This window comes from Streptomyces sp. NBC_00846 (genome assembly GCF_045207325.1).
In the GTDB taxonomy this organism is placed as follows: Bacteria; Actinomycetota; Actinomycetes; order Streptomycetales; family Streptomycetaceae; genus Streptomyces.
Genome location: NZ_CP108846.1, coordinates 3348212 through 3367411 on the forward strand (window position 1 = coordinate 3348212; position 19200 = coordinate 3367411).

13 protein-coding genes are annotated in these 19200 nt (G+C 70.7%); 1 reads left to right on the plus strand and 12 read right to left on the minus strand.

All coding sequences use genetic code 11. The annotated features are described in order from the left end of the window. Positions 1-69 precede the first annotated feature (69 nt). The 9 genes from OG936_RS15450 to OG936_RS15490 all read right to left on the minus strand — a co-directional run bounded on the left by OG936_RS15450 (position 70) and on the right by OG936_RS15490 (position 15532). A complete protein-coding gene (locus OG936_RS15450) occupies positions 70-1275 on the minus strand; it encodes a DNA polymerase III subunit delta' (RefSeq protein WP_406495343.1) in 1206 nt (401 codons plus the stop codon). 187 nt (positions 1276-1462) lie between these two features. After that, on the minus strand, positions 1463-4630 hold the full coding sequence (tmk, locus tag OG936_RS15455) for a dTMP kinase (protein WP_406495345.1): 3168 nt from the start codon (positions 4628-4630) through the stop codon (positions 1463-1465). A 300-nt stretch (positions 4631-4930) separates the two neighbouring features. Beyond that, entirely contained in the window at positions 4931-7855 is a 2925-nt protein-coding gene (gene topA, locus OG936_RS15460) for a type I DNA topoisomerase (protein ID WP_406495347.1), read from the minus strand. Positions 7856-8195: 340 nt separating this feature from the next. Further along, positions 8196-8393 (minus strand): hypothetical protein, encoded by a 198-nt coding sequence (locus OG936_RS15465; protein WP_266747018.1) that lies wholly within the window; start codon positions 8391-8393, stop codon positions 8196-8198. Between the two features lie 395 nt (positions 8394-8788). After that, positions 8789-10303, minus strand: coding sequence for a methyltransferase (locus tag OG936_RS15470; protein ID WP_406495349.1), 1515 nt, complete (start codon positions 10301-10303; stop codon positions 8789-8791). Positions 10304-10455: 152 nt separating this feature from the next. Next, the gene (locus tag OG936_RS15475) at positions 10456-11079 is read right to left on the minus strand and encodes a small secreted protein (protein ID WP_406495351.1); all 624 of its coding nucleotides are present in this window, start codon (positions 11077-11079) and stop codon (positions 10456-10458) included. A 356-nt stretch (positions 11080-11435) separates the two neighbouring features. After that, the gene (locus tag OG936_RS15480) at positions 11436-13886 is read right to left on the minus strand and encodes a sodium-translocating pyrophosphatase (RefSeq protein ID WP_406495353.1); all 2451 of its coding nucleotides are present in this window, start codon (positions 13884-13886) and stop codon (positions 11436-11438) included. Between the two features lie 306 nt (positions 13887-14192). Then, positions 14193-14663: an ATP-binding protein gene (locus OG936_RS15485; protein WP_406495354.1), complete on the minus strand. Its 471-nt coding sequence runs from the start codon at positions 14661-14663 to the stop codon at positions 14193-14195. A gap of 515 nt (positions 14664-15178) precedes the next feature. Continuing rightward, a complete protein-coding gene (locus tag OG936_RS15490; RefSeq protein WP_003967428.1) occupies positions 15179-15532 on the minus strand; it encodes an STAS domain-containing protein in 354 nt (117 codons plus the stop codon). A 78-nt stretch (positions 15533-15610) separates the two neighbouring features. Between OG936_RS15490 and OG936_RS15495 the strand changes: the two genes are divergently transcribed. Continuing rightward, entirely contained in the window at positions 15611-18148 is a 2538-nt protein-coding gene (locus tag OG936_RS15495; protein ID WP_406495356.1) for a DEAD/DEAH box helicase, read from the plus strand. Here the strand turns inward: OG936_RS15495 and OG936_RS15500 are convergent. Genes OG936_RS15500 through OG936_RS15510 form a run of 3 tightly spaced genes read right to left on the minus strand, consistent with a single transcriptional unit; the run spans position 18030 to position 19157 of the window. Further along, entirely contained in the window at positions 18030-18563 is a 534-nt protein-coding gene (locus OG936_RS15500; protein ID WP_406495358.1) for an Rv3654c family TadE-like protein, read from the minus strand. The genes OG936_RS15495 and OG936_RS15500 overlap by 119 nt on opposite strands. Continuing rightward, entirely contained in the window at positions 18560-18970 is a 411-nt protein-coding gene (locus tag OG936_RS15505; protein WP_406495359.1) for a TadE family type IV pilus minor pilin, read from the minus strand. Before OG936_RS15505 ends, OG936_RS15500 begins: the two co-directional genes overlap by 4 nt. Beyond that, positions 18957-19157: a DUF4244 domain-containing protein gene (locus tag OG936_RS15510; RefSeq protein ID WP_383757279.1), complete on the minus strand. Its 201-nt coding sequence runs from the start codon at positions 19155-19157 to the stop codon at positions 18957-18959. Before OG936_RS15510 ends, OG936_RS15505 begins: the two co-directional genes overlap by 14 nt. Between the last annotated feature and the right edge of the window lie 43 nt (positions 19158-19200).

Genomic DNA, 19200 nt, shown 5'->3' on the forward strand with positions numbered 1-19200 from the left:
ATAGGGATGCATGACGATACATGGAGACGCGCGTTGACGAGTGAGGACGAACGGCGGCGGTGCCCGGCCTCAGCCCGCGCGCAGCGCCATCGTCATCGCCTCCACCGCGAGCAGCGGGGCCACGTTGCGGTCCAGCGCCCGGCGGCAGGCGCTCACCGCTTCTATCCGGCGCAGGGTGCGCTCGGGTGTGGAGGAGCGGGCGATGCGGTCGAGGGCGTCCTGCGCGTCCCCGTTGGCGATGGCGATGCGCGAGCCCAGCTGGATCGCCAGTACGTCGCGGTAGAAGCCGGTCAGGTCGGTGAGCGCGAGGTCGAGGCTGTCGCGCTGGGTACGGGTCTTGCGGCGCTTCTGTCTGTCCTCCAGCTCCTTCATCACCCCGGCCGTGCCGCGCGGCATCCGCCCACCCGCGGCGGCACCGAGCGCCGCCTTCATCTCCTCCGTCTCCTTGGCATCGACCTCCTCCGAGACCTGCTTGGCATCGTCGTTGGCGGTGTCGATCAGCTCCTGAGCGGCCTTGAGACAGCCGCCGATGTCCTCGACCCGGAGCGGCAGCTTGAGCACGGCGGCACGACGGGAACGGGCTGCCTCGTCGGTGGCGAGGCGGCGGGCCCTGCCGATGTGGCCCTGGGTGGCACGGGCAACGGACACGGCCCGCTCCGGATCGATGCCGTCGCGCCGCATCAGGACGTCGGCCACCGCGTCCACCGACGGCGTGCGCAGGGTGAGGTGACGGCAGCGGGAACGGATGGTGGGCAGCACGTCTTCGAGCGAGGGCGCGCAGAGCAGCCACACCGTGCGCGGCGCGGGCTCCTCGACCGCCTTCAGCAGGACGTTCCCCGCGCCTTCGGTGAGCCGGTCGGCGTCCTCCAGGACGATGACCTGCCAGCGGCCGACGGCCGGGGAGAGCTGGGCACGGCGGACCAGCTCTCGGGTCTCCTTCACACCGATGGAGAGCAGATCGGTACGGACCACCTCGACGTCGGCGTGGGTACCGATGAGGCTGGTGTGGCAGCCGTCGCAGAAACCGCAGCCCGGTGCGCCGCCCAGGGCCCGGTCGGGGCTGGTGCACTGGAGGGCGGCAGCAAAGGCGCGGGCCGCGGTGGAACGGCCGGAGCCCGGCGGGCCGGTGAACAGCCAGGCATGGGTCATCTTCGACCCCGAAGGCGCCGGCTCCCCCGTGGAGTTGGCGGTGACCAGCGCATCGGCGTCCCGGGCGGCGGCACCGAGCTGCTTCTGCACCCGGTCCTGGCCGACCAGGTCGTCCCATACGGTCATGGGTCACCGCCCTTCAGGTGGTGTGCGCCGCGCGGCTGTCGTGCGATGCGGTCGCGTGGCTGTGATGTCGCTGCTCGTCGATCCGGCTTCCCATTGTGAGGGACGGGTCTGACAATCCCGGCAACACGGCGGGACGGCGGGAGTTCGGCACGGCTGCCGGGCGGGCCCGCCCGGCAGCCGCCCCGGATCAGCGGCGCGGGCGGCGCCCCCGGCCCGAGGAGCCCGAGCCCTCGTCGTCACGGTGGTCGCCCAGCAGCTCGTCCGCCAGCGTCGGCAGATCGTCCAGCGGAGTCTCCTCGGCCCAGTCGGGGCGAGGCCGCCGGCCCCGGCGCTCCTCCTGTTCCTGGCGTTCCGGACGCTCCCGCTGGTCCCGGACCGGCCGCAAAACCGCCGCGTGCGGGTCGCCGATCTGCGGAAGTTCGCGGGTGCGCTCGTTCTCGTTCTCCTGAGCGGGTTCCGCCGGGCGCTCATCACGGAAGATGCCCCGCGGAACCCGGTCCGCCGGATTCGTCTCCCGGGCGTCGTGCACGTCCCGTACCGGAGGAAGAACCGCCGTCTCGTCCGCACCAGGGCGCTCGGCACGGCCCGAACGGTCGTGGATCTTCGGAATCATCGCCGTCTCGGCCTCGTCGGGCGGCGTGGAGCCGGGCGAGGACGGGGCGACCGGCGACGGCACCGGCTGCGTCACCTCGTTCGGGTTGACGATCGGAGTCGGCACCGTGATCTCGTTGTCCGGCACGGACGCCGACGCGGCTTCCTCCGCCCGGGCCGACTCCGCCGCGGCAGCCGCCTCGGCCCGCCGACGCGCCTCCTCGGCCCGCAACAGCGCCTCCTCGGCCTTGCGCTGCTTCTCCAGCCGCCGCGCCTCGGCCTCCTTGCGCAGCCGGGCCTCCTCCTCGGCCTGCCGGCGCAGCCGGGCCTGCTCGGCCTCGTGAGCCGCTTCCTCGGCCTCCCGCCTGACCCGCTCCTCCTCGGCCAGACGGCGGGCTTCCTCGGCGCGCTGCCGGGCCTCCTCCGCCTGCCGCTCGGCCTCGCGCCGGCGTGCTTCCTCCACCTCGCGGCGCTTGCGTTCCTCCTCCTCGGCACGGAGCTTGGCGAGCTGTGCCTGCCGCTCGCGCTCCAGCCGCTCCTCCTCGGCCTTGCGGGCCGCCTCTTCCTCGGCCTTGCGCCTGGCCTCCTCCTCGGCGGCCTTGCGCGCCTCCTCCTGGGCCTTGATCTCGGCCTCGGAGAGCGGAAGGAGCTGGTCGAGCCGGTGGCGTACGACCGTGGTGATCGCTTCCGGATCCTGGCCCGCGTCGACCACCAGGTAGCGGGTCGGGTCGGCCGCGGCCAGCGCCAGGAAGCCGGACCGCACCCGGGTGTGGAACTCGGGCGGCTCGGACTCCAGCCGGTCGGGCGCCTCGGTGAACCGTTCCCGCGCGGTCTCCGGGGCGACGTCCAGCAGCACCGTCAGATGCGGTACGAGTCCGCTCGTCGCCCACCGCGAGATCCGGGCGATCTCGGTCGGGGAGAGATCGCGGCCCGCGCCCTGGTAGGCGACGGACGAGTCGATGTAGCGGTCGGAGATGACGACCGCGCCGCGTTCCAGCGCCGGACGGACGAGCGAGTCGACGTGCTCGGCGCGGTCCGCCGCGTACAGCAGTGCCTCGGCCCGGTTGGAGAGCCCGGCCGACGACACGTCGAGCAGGATCGAACGCAGCCGCTTGCCGACCGGGGTGGCGCCCGGCTCACGGGTGACGACGACCTCGTGGCCCTTGGCGCGGATCCACTCGGCGAGCGCCTCGACCTGGGTGGACTTGCCGGCGCCGTCGCCGCCCTCCAGGGCGAGGAAGAAACCGGTCGCGGCGGGCGCGACGGCCGGGTCGCCGCCGCGCAGCGCCTCGCGCAGATCGCGGCGCAGCGGCACGCCGGAGCGGTCGTCCGTCTTCGCGAGGACGATCACGGCGACGGGCAGCAGCAGCGCGCCGATCAGCATCAGGGCGAAGGCCGCTCCGCCGTGGTCGAAGACGAAGTCACCCGAGGTCAGCCGGTGGGTGCCGATCGCGGCGGCCAGCAGCGGACCCGCGAGCGCGCCGAGCGCGATGAGCACCCGTACGACGGCCTGGAGGTGTTCCGTGGTCCTGGCCCGGCGGAACTCCTCGGTCTCCTGGTCCACCAGGACATGACCGGTGCCGGCGGCGACCCCTGCCGCGTATCCGGCGAGCACCGCGATCATGAGCACGGTCGCCGTGTCCGGCACGAGGCCCAGGGCGAGGAGCCCGATGCCCGTGACGGCGATGGCCAGCGCGAGCAGCCGGCGCCGCGACAGCGCGGGCAGCACCTTCCCCGCGGTACGGATGCCGACACCCGTGGCGCCGGTCAGAGCGAGGATCAGCAGGGCGAAGGTGGCGGGCCCGCCACCCAGTTCGGCGGCGTGCAGTACGGCGACGGCGGCAGCGGCGGCGATGGCTCCGGCGACGATGGCCGAGGCGCCGACGAGCAGCGGCACGGCTCCGGTACGGCCCTTGTCGGGTCCGCTGCCAGCCGACGGCCGGCGCAGGCCCTCCAGCGGCGAGCGCGGGCGGGGCGTCTGCGTACCGGGCAGTTCCAGGAAGTACAGGGTGGAGATCGAGGCCGAGAAGAGCCCGGCCGCGATGTACGAACCGAGGGCCGCCTGGTGGAGCGAGAACCACTCCAGGCCCGAGCCCAGCAGAGCGCCGACGAGCGTGGCGATCAGCAGGACGGCCGCGGCGGCCGGAATGGCGGCGAAGTCGGTACGGACGGAGAGCCGGCGCAGTGCGTCGAGATGGTCGGGCAGCGGGCGTACCGCAGCGCCCTCGGGGGGCGGGGCAGGCAGCAGCGCGGGGGCTGCGCCGTCCTTGGCGACGGTCCACAGGCGTTCGGCGGCGCCGACGACGAAGACGGTGATGAGGATCATCATGAGTGCCTTGTCGGGCATCCAGTCGATCCACAGCGGTGCGACGACCAGCAGCGCGAGCCGCAGCCCGTCAGTCCCGATCATCAGCCACCGCCGGTCCAGCGGTCCTCCGGGCGCGGTGAGCGTCGTCAGCGGCCCCAGAAGTACGGCTCCGAAGAGCAGGGTGGCAAGGATCCGGGCACCGAACACCGCGGCGACGGCAAACGCCGCCCCTCGGTATCCAGCTCCGAATGAGCCCTCAAGGACCGCCGCTTGCAGCGACATCAGCACCAGCACGAGAAGGGCGAGTGCATCGCCGATACTTCCGACGAGCTGGGCGCTCCACAACCGCTTCAGCGGGGGAACACGCAACAGGGCTCGTACGGCGCGCTCGCGTGAGTCTGCGGCAAGTGTGTCGGAGGTGGGGCTCACGACCGTTGGCTGCTCGGCTCGCGTCATCCGCCCAGCCTATCCGGAGCGGAGGGGTCCCCGGAGGCCCAGCCCGAACATATGGGCGCCCGGCCGGTTCCGGTGCTTCCGGCCCCGCCCGGCGCCCCCGGCATTTCCAGCCCCTCCGGCGCTTGAGGATCGGGATCCGGGGCAGAGCCCCGGTTACAGGGTGGGAAAACAGACCCGCCGCAGGCGCCACCCACCCGCCGCACCCGTCCGACCCGGCGCGCCCACCCCCGCCGGAACCCGCGCAAACGCCGGAGGGGGCCGGAACACCCGGCCCCCTCCGGCGTACTCGACGCGTACCGCTCAGTCCTCCACGGACGACGTCGCAGCCGTCTTCTTCGCCGCCGTCGCCTTCTTGGCGGCCGTCTTCTTCGCGGTGGTCGTCTTCGCGGCGGTCTTCTTGGCCGCGGTCGTCTTCGCGGCGGTCTTCTTGGCCGCGGTCGTCTTCGCGGCGGTCTTCTTGGCCGCGGTCGTCTTCTTGGCCGCTGTCGTCTTCGCGGTCGCCTTCTTGGCCGGGGCCTTCTTGGCCGGGGCCTTCTTCGCCGCCTTCTTGGCGGGCCCCTTGGCGCGCTTCTCGGCGAGCAGTTCGTAGCCGCGCTCCGGCGTGATGGTCTCGACGCTGTCGCCGGTCCGCAGCGTCGCGTTGGTCTCGCCGTCGGTTACGTACGCACCGAACCGCCCGTCCTTGACCACGACCGGAGCCCCGCTCACCGGGTCCGTGCCCAGTTCCTTCAGCGGCGGCTTCGCGGCGGCGCGGCCACGCTGCTTGGGCTGGGCGTAGATCGCGAGGGCTTCTTCAAGGGTGATGTCGAAGAGCTGATCCTCGGAGGTCAGCGACCGCGAGTCCGTGCCCTTCTTCAGGTACGGACCGTAGCGGCCGTTCTGCGCGGTGATCTCGACGCCCTCGGCGTCCTCGCCGACGACCCGCGGCAGCGACATCAGCCTGAGCGCGTCGGCCAGCGTCACCGTGTCCGGCGACATCGACTTGAAGAGCGAGGCCGTCCGCGGCTTCACCGCGTTCTTGCCGGTCTTCGGGGTGCCCTCGGGCAGCACCTCGGTGACGTACGGGCCGTAACGCCCGTCCTTGGCGATGATCTGGTGCCCGGTGATCGGGTCCGCACCGAGCTCGAAGTCGCCACTCGGCTTGGCCAGCAGCTCCTCCGCGTACTCGACGGACAGCTCGTCGGGCGCCAGTTCCTCCGGCACGTCCGCGCGCTGGTGGCCCTCGGAGTCCTTCTCACCGCGCTCGATGTACGGGCCGTACCGGCCGACTCGGAGCTTGATGTCATTGCCGACGGGGAACGAGGAGATCTCCCGCGCGTCGATCGCGCCGAGGTCGGTGACGAGCTCCTTCAGGCCGCCGAGGTGGTCGCCGTCGCCATTGCCCGCGTCGGAGGCCGCGCCCGCTCCGGCCGTGTCGTCGTCGCCCGCGCCGAAGTAGAAGCGCTTCAGCCACGGCACGGCCTGGGCCTCGCCCCGCGCGATGCGGTCGAGATCGTCCTCCATCTTCGCGGTGAAGTCGTAGTCGACGAGCCGGCCGAAGTGCTTCTCCAGCAGGTTGACCACGGCGAAGGAGAGGAACGACGGCACCAGGGCCGTGCCCTTCTTGAAGACGTAGCCGCGGTCCAGGATCGTGCCGATGATCGAGGCGTACGTCGACGGGCGGCCGATCTCGCGCTCTTCGAGCTCCTTGACCAGCGAGGCCTCGGTGTAGCGGGCCGGCGGCTTGGTGGCGTGACCGTCCACCGAGATCTCCTCGGCGGACAGCGCGTCGCCCTCGGCGACCTGCGGGAGACGCCGCTCGCGGTCGTCGAGCTCGGCGTTCGGGTCGTCGGCGCCTTCGACGTACGCCTTCATGAAGCCGTGGAAGGTGATCGTCTTGCCGGACGCGGAGAACTCGGCGTCCCGGCCGTCGCTCGCCCGGCCACTGATCTTGACGGTGACGGAGTTACCGACCGCGTCCTTCATCTGGGAGGCGACGGTCCGCTTCCAGATCAGCTCGTAGAGCCGGAACTGGTCGCCGGTGAGGCCGGTCTCGGCAGGGGTGCGGAAGCGGTCGCCGGAGGGGCGGATCGCCTCGTGCGCCTCCTGCGCGTTCTTGACCTTCCCGGCGTACGTGCGCGGCTTGTCCGGCAGGTAGTCGGCGCCGTACAGCTGCGTGACCTGCGCCCGGGCCGCGGAGACCGCGGTGTCCGAGAGGGTCGTGGAGTCGGTACGCATATAGGTGATGAAGCCGTTCTCGTACAGCTTCTGCGCGACCTGCATGGTGGCCTTGGCCCCGAAGCCCAGCTTCCGGCTCGCCTCCTGCTGGAGGGTCGTCGTCCGGAACGGGGCGTACGGGGAGCGGCGGTACGGCTTCGACTCGACGGACCGTACGGCGAACGTGGCATCGGCGAGCGCGGCGGCCAGGGCTCGGGCGTTCGTCTCGTCCAGGTGCAGCGTCTGGCCGGAGCCGGGCTTCAGCCGGCCGTCCGGACCGAAGTCACGGCCCTGGGCCACCCGGCGGCCGTCGACCGCGCTGAGGCGGGCGGCGAGGGTCGACGGATCGGAGGCGTCACCGGTGCGGCCGGTGGCGAAGGCGCCGGTCAGGTCCCAGTACTCGGCGGAACGGAAGGCGATGCGCTCGCGCTCCCGCTCGACGACGAGACGGGTCGCCACGGACTGGACCCGGCCGGCCGACAGGCGCGGCATGACCTTCTTCCACAGGACCGGCGAGACCTCGTAGCCGTAGAGGCGGTCAAGGATGCGGCGGGTCTCCTGGGCGTCGACCATGCGCTGGTTGAGCTCGCGCGGGTTGGCGACGGCGGCCCGGATCGCGTCCTTGGTGATCTCGTGGAAGACCATCCGGTGGACCGGGACCTTGGGCTTCAGAACTTCCTGCAGGTGCCACGCGATGGCTTCGCCCTCGCGGTCCTCATCGGTGGCGAGGAAGAGTTCATCGGACTCGGCCAGCAGCTGCTTGAGCTTCCTGACCTGTGCCTTCTTGTCCGCGTTGACGACATAGATGGGCTGGAAGTCATGCTCGACGTCGACGCCGAGCCGACGGACCTCGCCGGTGTACTCATCGGGGACCTCTGCGGCGCCGTTCGGCAGGTCGCGGATGTGCCCGACGCTTGCCTCGACGACGTATCCGGGGCCGAGATAGCCCTTGATCGTCTTCGCCTTGGCAGGCGACTCGACGATGACGAGTCGGCGGCCGCCCTGTGCGGTCTCGCTGGTCGGGGACAACTTCGCTCTTCTCTCCGGTCGACACTCAGTGGGCATCCGGGCAGCGCGATGACGCTGCCGACGGTGCTGTCGCTGCGGAGTGTGACGGTACAACCCGCCCCCGTGTCAAACGGCAAAAGCCCGCAACGGCCACTCGAACGGTAACCCGACTTCCGCCATTCCTGCCGCCCGGACCGCTCGCTCCCCTGTGGGCACGGTCGCCGCCTGCGGGTTTCCGAGTGCTGCGGCGGTACCGCGGAGCGGGACTTCCGGCGTCGGGCACCCGGGCGCCCCGGGCGCGTTCTCCGCCTCCCCGCCATGGCTGTCGAGACCCTGGGGGCCGGATCCGGTGGGACGTGGATCAGATGCGGGTGAAACACCACACACCGAGGACGAGAAAAAGTACGCCGAACACAGTGGCGAGAGCGGCGGAAGCGATGGGGCTCACTCCGTGCGCCACCGGCGCACGGTGCAGCACGCGCGCCCCCGTCCACAGCAGCAGTGCGGCGCCGAACAGCGCGAACGCCGTTCCGGCGAAGACCGCAGGTCCGCTCTCCATGTCCGTACGCCTCCCATTCCTGCCCGGCCGGGGCCCATGCCGGTCCGGTCCGGTCCGGTTCGGGGGAGGCTGCCACCCCAGGACGTCGTGGACGCGAACCCCGGGTGAATGGCGGGAATCACGCACCGCGCAAGTTCGGGGCCCTGGGCCGGGGGGCGACACCGCCCGGTGAGCCAACCGGAATCCGCGGCCTCCGCGACGGACCGGAGACGGTGAACGCGAAGGCGCTGATGACGAGCCGGTTCCTTGCGTACGGCGGTACGCGCCCGAACCGGAACGGAGCCCGGTGACGGAGCCCGGTGTAGGAGCCCGCCCAAGGCTGCGGCAGCGAGGGAGACGGCCGCCCGGCCCGGCTCACGGCAACGTGATCGGCTCGATCAACTCGAACGATGCGATCAACTCGTCGACGGCACCGGCTCCAGGAAGCCCTCCTCCACCAGTAGCCGGATCGCCTGCGGAGTGCGGTCGCGCAGAAGCACCGGGTCCTCGTTCATCAACTGGGCGATCGCGTCCAGGATCCGGCCCGCGGGCAGCGTCCCGTCGCACACGCCCGCGAAGCCGGCGCCGACGGCGTCGACCTTCGTCGCACGCCGCATGCCACGGTTCTGACGGAGCACCACATGCTCGGGGTCCTCCGCACCAGGGAGCCCGACCTGTTCCTGCACGACCTCGGCGGCGAGGGTGAAATGCCCGGCCAGGAGCGCCGCGTCATCCTGTTCGCGGAGGTAGTCCTGACGGACGAAGTGGGCCTGGACAGCGGGTCCGAGCGGCTGCTCCACCGCGTGCGGCCACTCCTCGATCACGACGGACGGATTCCCGGCGGCAGCAGCGGCGGACTTCCGCAGGGTGATCCAGCCGAAGCCCACGCCCTTGGTCTTGCGTGCCTCGAACTCGTCCAGCCAGGCGTCGTACCGCGCGGCGTACTCGGTGGGGTCCGTGCGGTGGTCGCCGCTGTCGCGCAGCCACAGCTCCGCGTACTGCGTGACGTCCTGAACCTCGCGCTGCACGATCCAGGCATCACAGCCGTGCGGCACCCAGGAACTCAGCCGGGTCTGCCACTCCTCGCCCTCGATGTGCTGCCAGTTGGCGAGAAAGTGGGCATACCCGCCTTCGTTCAACCGGTCGCCCGCCTGCTGCACCAGGGTCCGGCACAGGTCGTCGCCGCCCATGCCGCCGTCGCGGTAGGTGAGGCGGGCACCGGGCGAGATGACGAACGGCGGGTTGGAGACGATCAGGTCGTACGTCTCGGTGCCGACGGGCTCGTACAGGGAGCCCTGACGCAGATCGGCCGCGGCGACGCCGGAGAGGGCGAGCGTCAGCCGGGTGAAGTCCAGCGCTCGCGGGTTGAGGTCGGTGGCGGTGACCCGGGTGGCGTGCTGCGAGGCGTGCAGCGCCTGGATGCCGGAGCCCGTACCGACATCGAGCGCGGAGGCGACAGGTGTACGGACGGTGATGCCCGCGAGCGTGGTGGACGCCCCGCCGACGCCGAGGACCACGCCCTCCTCCCTCGAGCCGATGCCGCCCGCGCCGCCGACCGCGCACCCCAGGTCGGAGACGATGTACCAGTCCTGCCCTTCGGGACCGCCGTACGGCCGCACGTCGACCGTGGCCCGCACTTCGCCGGCGGTGTGGGTCACCCAGCCGTCCTCGACGCACTCGGCCAGGGGGAGCGCGGCGCGGGCCCGCTCGTACGGGACCGGGTGCTGGAGCAGGAAGAGCCGCACCAGCGTGTCGAGCGGGGAGTCGCCCCGGGTGGCCCGCAGGGCCGGGACCGTCTCGCTCCGGGCGAGCGCGGCATAGGCGGGGGCACCGAGCAGGTCGAGGAGCCCGTCGGCGGTGAAGGCGGCGGCGAGCAGGGCTGCACGGAGCCGGGGCGAACGGTCGGGCACGGGGAGGCTGGTCGTACTCACCCCCTCATTGTGGCCGCTCCCACTGACAACGGCAGCGGCCCGGCGCCCACCGGGGCCGCCGGGCCGTACGCACAACGGCCGCAGTCGCTACAACCGCCGTACCTGCTACGACTGCCGCACCTGCTACGGCTACGGCTGCCGCGGCCGTTCGGTTACGACTTCTTGCTGGGCGAGGCGGACGGCGACGGGGCGCCCGGCTTCGGGGAGGCGGTGTTCGGCGCCACCGAGGCCGTCGGCTTCTGGCAGCCCTTCTGCTTCGCCATCGCGGCGGCTACCTCGCCGGACTGGAGCTTCCTCAGGGCCTTGTCACCACCGTTGCTGATCTTGTTCAGCTCGTCCGCGATGCCCTTGAGGCCGTCGGCGAACTTCGCCTGGTCCTTCGTGTCGAGGGCGTCGACCTTCTTCTCCAAGTTCGCGTACGCCGCGGAGGAGGCGTTCAACTCCTTCACGGCCTCCTTCTGCGTGGTCTCGCCACCGTCGACCGGCGGCGCGCCCGCCGAATCGACAGCCGCACCCAGAGCCTTGTACGCCTGCGAGATCTGCTGGAAGGCGGCCGAGTCGGTCCTCTGGACGTCGGCGGGCTTGCTGTTGTCCGCGGTCTGCTGCTGGATGGCGGCGTTGGCGTTCGCGATCTTCTGGAGCTGGGGCTGGACCTTGTCACAGACCGCCTTGGCCCAGTCGTTCACCTTGTCGCTGTTGTCGTCGCTGCTGCAGCCCGACAGCGTGAGTACCAGTACCGCACCGCCGGACAGCGCGGCCGCAAGCTTCTTGTTCACCGGATCGGTCCCTTCCAAGGCTCTCGGCCCCGGAACTTACACGTCGGGCGCCCTCCATCCGGGTGCCGGGCGCCCAATGAGAGATCTTTTGTAGCCATTTGCACCAAGGAAAATGAGGGAGATACAACTCACCCACGCGGCTCTCCAGAGCCCTCCGGGCGGGTGAACACCTGCACGAGCAAGCACCCGGACGGGACCGCCGACGGGGGCACCGCCCGGCGCCCCGGCCGATGCCCCGCTGCCGGGCCGCCGAAGAGACCGCGGGCGGACGACACACCAGAGTGCGTCGCCCGCCCGGTCATGGGCCGAGGGCGGCTACGTATCGCCACCCTCGCCGCCCTCTTCCCGTCACCGCTTCACGAAACCGCCGCCTCTCCGGGCGACTCGGCGGGCCTGCCTCCGCCACCGGCCCCGCCACCGGGGCCCTCCTCGTCCCCCACGGCGACCCCACGCCGTTTCGAGACGTAGACGGCGCCGATGATGACGACGGTGGCCAGCGCCGCGACCGCCGCCCGCACGCCGGCGCTCGCGTCCTGCCCGTAGCTGAACTGCACCACTGCCGGGGCAATGAGCAGCGCGACCAGGTTCATCACCTTGAGCAGAGGGTTGATCGCCGGACCTGCCGTGTCCTTGAACGGGTCGCCGACCGTGTCACCGATGACGGTCGCGGCATGGGCCTCACTGCCCTTGCCGCCGTAATGGCCGTCCTCGACGAGCTTCTTGGCGTTGTCCCACGCACCACCGGAGTTGGCGAGGAAGACCGCCATCAGCGTGCCGGTGCCGATGGCACCCGCGAGATACGAACCCAACGCCCCGACACCGAGTGTGAACCCGACGGCGATCGGCGCCAGGACCGCGAGCAGGCCGGGCGTGGCGAGCTCGCGCAGGGCGTCCTTGGTGCAGATGTCGACGACGCGTCCGTACTCCGGCTTCTCGCTGTAGTCCATGATCCCGGGGTGCTCGCTGAACTGCCGTCGCACCTCGTAGACCACGGATCCGGCGGATCGGGACACCGCGTTGATCGCCAGCCCGGAGAAGAGGAAGACGACCGCGGCACCGAGGATCAGGCCCACCAGGTTGTTGGGCTGCGAGATGTCCAGGCTGAGGGTCATCTCCCCGGCCTTGGCCCCCACGCCGTCGACGGCCGTGGCGATCGCGTCGCGGTACGAGCCGAAGAGCGCCGAGGCCGCCAGTACGGCCGTGGCGATGGCGATGCCCTTGGTGATGGCCTTGGTGGTGTTGCCGACGGCGTCCAGGTCGGTGAGGACCTGCGCGCCGGCGCCGGTGACGTCGCCGGACATCTCCGCAATGCCCTGCGCGTTGTCGGAGACCGGGCCGAAGGTGTCCATGGCAACGATGACACCGACGGTGGTGAGCAGCCCGGTCCCTGCCAGGGCCACCGCGAAGAGCGCCAGCATGATCGACGTACCGCCGAGCAGGAACGCCCCGTAGACGCCCAGGCTGATCAGCAGGGCCGTGTAGACGGCAGACTCCAGACCGATGGAGATACCGGCGAGTACGACGGTGGCCGGGCCGGTCAGCGATGACTTGCCGATGTCCCTGACGGGGCGCCGGCCGGTCTCGGTGAAGTAGCCGGTCAACTGCTGGATCAGAGCGGCCAGCACGATGCCGATGGCGACGGCGACCAGGGCGAAGACCCGCGGGTCGCCGCCGTGCGAGGTGATGGCGCTGTCGGTGACACCGTGCAGATCCGCGTACGAGGACGGCAGATAGACGAAGACGCCCACGCCGACCAGGACGAGCGAGATCACCGCGGAGATGAAGAATCCGCGGTTGATTGCGGTCATTCCGCTGCGGTCGGCGCGCCGCGGGGCGACCGCGAAGATCCCGATCATCGCGGTGACCACGCCGATCGCCGGAACGATCAGTGGAAAGGCCAGTCCGGCGTCGCCGAAGGCGGCCTTGCCGAGGATGAGCGCGGCGACGAGCGTCACGGCGTACGACTCGAAGAGGTCGGCGGCCATGCCCGCGCAGTCGCCGACGTTGTCGCCCACGTTGTCGGCGATGGTGGCGGCGTTGCGCGGGTCGTCCTCCGGGATGCCCTGCTCCACCTTGCCGACGAGGTCGGCTCCGACGTCCGCGGCCTTGGTGAAGATGCCGCCGCCGACCCTCATGAACATGGCGATCAGCGCGGCACCGAGACCGAAGCCCTCCAGCACCTTCGGAGCGTCGGCGGCATAGACGAGGACCACACAGGAAGCCCCGAGCAGGCCGAGGCCCACGGTGATCATGCCGACCACGCCACCCGTGCGAAAAGCGATCTTCATCGCCTTGTGTGAAACGGTGGTGAGATCTTTTTCGGGTTCGCCCTCCGCAGGAGTCGCCTCCCGAGCGGCAGCGGCCACGCGGACGTTGCTGCGTACGGCGAGCCGCATCCCGATGTATCCAGTGGTCGCCGAGAAAAGCGCACCCACCAGGAAGAACAACGAACGGCCCGCGCGCTGCGACCAGTTGTCGGCCGGAAGCAGCAGAAGCAAGAAGAAGACCACGACGGCAAAGATGCCGACGGTGCGCAGCTGCCGGGCCAGATAGGCGTTCGCGCCTTCCTGGACGGCTGCCGCAATCTCCTTCATGCGGTCGGTGCCCTCACCGGCCGCCAGCACCTGACGCACCAGCAGTCGGGCGACGACCAGTGCGGCAACGGCAACGACCGCGACGACGGCCACGATGACGCGATTGTCATCGGTGAGCACCGCGGCCGCGAGAGACGCGGGCCGGCTGGAAGGGGTGGAAAGTGCGGAATCTTGCGCCAGTCCTGCCAGTGGGGTGTTGAAGAACTCCGCCATACGTCCTCCTTGACGCTCAGCGCTCAAGACGTGGACGGATTGTAAGGAGCGGAAGCCGATCAAAACAGTGCGCGGTAAATGTAATTGACCTTCACGGGCGGCTCGGTAAATGATCGCGCCCACGAATCGACCCGAATGCAGTAATGGGGCAGGCGCATTTTCCGTAGATCAATGATCACACAGAAATGAAAAAAGGCCCTGCTCGGCAGGGCCTCAATGACGGATCAAGAAATATGTCGGGGATGGTTCGGGGGAGGGATCCGACGGGATCGGGACCGGCGGACCGCCCGTGGTGGCTGCGGAGCCTCAGGGAAGCACCGTCACTGGCGTCTTCGGCCAGCTCATGCGGATCACTCCGCCGTTGGCTCCCGACCTGACCTCCACATCGTCGACGAGGCCGCTGATGACCGCGAGGCCCATCTCGTCCTCGCCGTCGGAATCCGGCCCATCGAGCCCCACGCCGGGCGTGGCGCCGCGTGTCGCAGGGGCCTCGGCGGATCCGCCGGGCTCGGGCTCGGCGCCCGGTCCGGGCACCTCGTCGCCGACCTCGATCGAGAAGGACTTCTCCTCCTCGATCAGGACGACCGAGACGGGAGCGGCGATGCCGTGACTGCGGTGCAGCCCGACTGCGCGGCTGCAGGCTTCACCGACGGCGAGTCTGACCTCGTCGAGCACGGCTTCATCGACCCCCGCCCGGCGCGCCACGGCGGCTGCCACGAGGCGGGCCGTCCTGACGTGTTCGGGCTGGGCACTGAAGCGGAGTTCAACGGTGGCCATGGGATCCCCCTCAGACGTACGGGTATGCATCCCGGCGGCCCGGGCACACTGCCCGGATACCCCGGCTCTTCTTCGGGTCTTCTTCCGGTTTTGTTTCCGCGTTCATTCGGACTGCTTCCGGATTTCTTCCGGAACCGACGAACCCGGCGACCGACCTGGTCGGCGGCCGCGCGGAGAGCCGGCCCGCTGACGTCCGTCTGCCGACCGGCGGACGGACCACTCCCGGGCAACCGAACAACCGACGACCGGCCGACAAGCGACTGCCCGCCGGACGACCGGTCGGCAGGCAACCGACGACCCACCGGTCGGCCGACCGGCAACCGACCGGACGCCGACCGGCTGCCCGGCAACCGGAGCACCGACTGCCCGGTCTCCCGGCCGCCGGCACCGATCGCCCGGCCGACTGCCTGACTGCGACAACCGGCCGTTCAGGCCACCTGCACGGCACCGGCCGCCGGTCAGGGCTACCGGTACACCGACCACTGGTCGGACCGCGGACGACCGCGGACCGGCCGTCAGTCGGTGGCCGCAACGGCCTCGTCGACCGTGGTGTGAATCGGGAACACCTTGGTCAGACCAGTGATCCGGAAGATCTTGAGAATGCGCTCCTGGTTGCAGACCAGGCGCAGCGAGCCCTCATGGGCCCGGACACGCTTCAGGCCGCCCACGAGCACGCCGAGGCCGGTGGAGTCGAGGAAGTCGACGCCTTCCATGTCGACAACCAGGTGGTAGCTGCCGTCATTCACCAACTCGACCAACTGCTCGCGCAGCTTGGGCGCGGTATACACATCAATCTCGCCACCGACCTCGACGACCGTACGGTCGCCACCAGGGCCGGACACATTGCGAGTCGACAAGGACAGGTCCACGGATCCTCCAGCACCTTGCTATCGAGCGGTCGCCCCTCGGTCTCCCCGGCGGAGCCAGGGGACGGATCGCCAGCCGCGATGGCATTCAATCACTTACCAGCAGCCATGCACGACGCCTTGGGACCATTGTCCGTCACGCCAGTGACACACTCGGTGCCGATGGCCAAGAATCACCGCCCCAGTCGACCAGCCGAGAACAGGGACTCGCGCCCCTCTCCGGCCATGGTCCTCGACCGGCTCGCCGCAGTGGCGGGCCGGTCCGCGCGCATCACTCATACGGAGCACTTGCCCCCGCGCACGGGAACCCATGCCATCTGGCCCGATCGCATCCGGCCAGAAGTGATCGCCGCGATCCAGAAGGCCGGAATCGACCATCCGTGGGCACACCAGGCGGCCGCCGCCGAGCACGCCCTGGACGGCGAGTCCGTGATCATCGCCACGGGCACGGCTTCCGGCAAGTCGCTCGCGTACCTCGCCCCGGTACTCACCACCCTGCTCGACGGCTCCGAGGCCCCGAACGGCCGTGGCGCGACCGCCCTGTATCTCGCCCCCACCAAGGCCCTGGCCGCCGATCAGAGGCGTGCGGTGAAGGAACTCGCGGCACCACTCGGCAACGCCATCAGGCCTGCGGTCTACGACGGCGACACCCCCGTCGAGGAACGCGAATGGGTGCGCCAGTACGCCAACTACGTCCTGACCAATCCCGACATGCTGCACCGCGGGATACTCCCGTCCCACCCCCGATGGTCCTCCTTCCTGCGCGCCCTGCGCTTCGTCATCATCGACGAGTGCCACACCTACCGCGGTGTCTTCGGCTCCCACGTCGCCCAGGTGGTACGCAGGCTGCGCCGCCTGTGCGCCCGCTACGGAGCGGATCCGGTCTTCCTCCTCGCCTCGGCCACCGCGGCTGAGCCATCCGTCGCGGCGGGCCGCCTCACCGGTCTCCCGGTCAAGGAGGTCGCCGACGACGCCTCGCCACGCGGCGAGCTGCTCTTCGCCCTGTGGGAGCCGCCTCTGACCGAGCTCCACGGTGAAAAGGGCGCGCCCGTCCGCCGTACCGCCACCGCCGAGACCGCCGACCTCCTCACCGATCTGACCGTCCAGGGCGTCCGCTCGGTCGCCTTCGTACGCTCCCGGCGCGGGGCCGAGCTGATCTCCGTCATCGCCAAGGAACGCCTCGCCGAGGTGGACCGCTCCCTGCCCGCCCGGGTCGCCGCCTACCGCGGGGGCTATCTCCCCGAGGAGCGCCGCGCCCTGGAGCGCGCCCTGCACTCCGGGCGGCTGCTCGGCCTTGCCGCCACCACCGCCCTCGAACTCGGCGTCGACGTGTCCGGCCTGGACGCCGTCGTCATCGCCGGTTATCCGGGCACCAGGGCGTCGCTGTGGCAGCAGGCGGGCCGCGCCGGACGCTCCGGCCACGGCGCCCTGGCCGTCCTGGTCGCCCGCGACGACCCGCTGGACACCTTTCTCGTCCACCATCCCGAGGCCCTGTTCCAGCAGCCCGTGGAGTCGACCGTCCTCGACCCGGACAACCCGTACGTCCTCGCCCCGCACCTGTGTGCCGCCGCTGCGGAGCTCCCGCTCACCGAAGCCGATCTGGAGCTCTTCGGTCCGGCCGTGGCCGAACTGCTGCCGCAGCTGGAAGCCGCGAAGCTGCTGCGCAGACGCGCGTCGGGCTGGCACTGGACCCGCCGCGAGCGCGCCGTCGATCTCACCGACATCCGGGGCGAGGGCGGTCGCCCCGTCCAAATCGTCGAGGAGGGCACCGGCCGGCTGCTGGGCACCGTCGACGAGGCTGCCTCGCACACCGCCGTCCATGAAGGCGCCGTCCATCTCCACCAGGGCCGCACCTATCTGGTCCGGAAGCTGGATCTGGAGGATTCGGTGGCCTTGGTCGAAGGGGCCAACCCGCCGTACTCGACGACTGCCCGCGACACCACCGCCATCGCCGTCCTGGAGACCGACACCGAGATCCCATGGGGTGACGGGCGGCTCTGCTACGGCTCGGTGGAAGTCACCAACCAGGTCGTCTCCTTCCTGCGTCGCAAACTGATCACCGGCGAGGTCCTCGGCGAAACCAAACTGGATCTGCCGCCCCGCACTCTGCGTACGCGCGCCGTGTGGTGGACCATCACACAGGATCAGCTCGACGCCGCCCGCATCAACCCGGAGATCCTCGGCGGCGCCCTGCATGCCGCGGAGCACGCTTCGATCGGGATGCTGCCGCTCTTCGCCACCTGCGACCGATGGGATATCGGTGGCGTCTCCGTACCGTTGCACCCGGACACCCTCCTGCCCACGGTCTTCGTGTACGACGGACATCCGGGCGGTGCCGGATTCGCCGAGCGGGCCTTCCACACCGCCCGCGCATGGCTGACCGCGACCCGCCAGGCCATCGCGTCCTGCGAATGCGAGGCCGGCTGCCCGTCCTGCATCCAGTCCCCCAAGTGCGGCAACGGCAACGATCCACTGCACAAACGCGGCGCCGTGCGTCTCCTCAGCGAACTCCTCCGGTGGGCTCCGCCGGATTCCGGGGAGCCGAGCCCTCCGGAATCGTCGGAGGCGACGGCTCCGGAGGATCGGGAACAGCCACCGGAGGGCCCGCCCGGGACCTGACCTCCGGTTCGTACGGTCCGAAACGCACCTGGGCCGTCACATCGGCGACCTCTCCTCGCACCACGCACCGGACCACCACGACCCCCTGTGCCGCGGCCACCTTCTCGGCCGCCCCACATGCCTCCTCGGCCCCTTGCAGGGCCCGGTCGGCCGCGGCCAGAGCCGCCAAGTCCGCCGCGCCGCCGGCCAGGTGCCGAACGGCTACCACCTTCCCGAGCGCCAGCACGACAGCGAACACCGCACACAAGGTAGCCGTGGTCATCGCCACCCACACCGTCGCCAGCCCCCTGTCCCGGCCCGCCGGGCCCTGGTCCGGCTCGCGGCCCCGTCCCCGTCCGTGACCCGGGCCGCCGGACCCACGTACGTGGAGCCGCCCGGTCACAGCCGACGCGGCACCCCGTCCCATCCCGGTCATGGCGTCACCCCCACCGTGTCCTCGGCCAGTGCCACCGCCTCCGCATGAAGCGTCAGGGCCAGCGGGCCGAGTCCGGGGGTGGGCGCCGCCACCCGCACCCGCCACAACTCCCCGGCCCGCTCCATCGCGATTTCGGCCCCGCCGGGTGCGGCCGAACGGGCGACTTCCAACACCTGTGGCTCCGGTTCCGAACGGGCCGCCGCCCTCGCCCCCGCTCTGGCCGCGTCCACGCACCGGATCTGGGCGGAGGCGGCCATCAGCGCCCAGACCAGGGCCAGGGCGAACACCACCAGTACCGGAATCGCCAAGGCGGCTTCCGCCGTCACCGCACCCCGGTCCCCGCCCGCGCCCGCAGTCCCCGATCGGCCCCCGGCACACGCCCCGGAACCATTCCTAGAACTTCGCATCGAGTGCGTCCTTCACCAGTGACTGCAGCGCGGACATGACCGGCTGGCTGTTCACCACCTTGTAGAGCACCGCCGCGAACGCACAGGCCGCGATCGTCCCCACCGCGTATTCGGACGTCGTCATTCCGTTGTCCGACCGGACTCGGCGCGCCATGCTCCGCACCCAGCCCCTGATTCGCTGCACCATTTCAACCCCCGAGAAATGCGTAATTAATATGAATAGATAATTT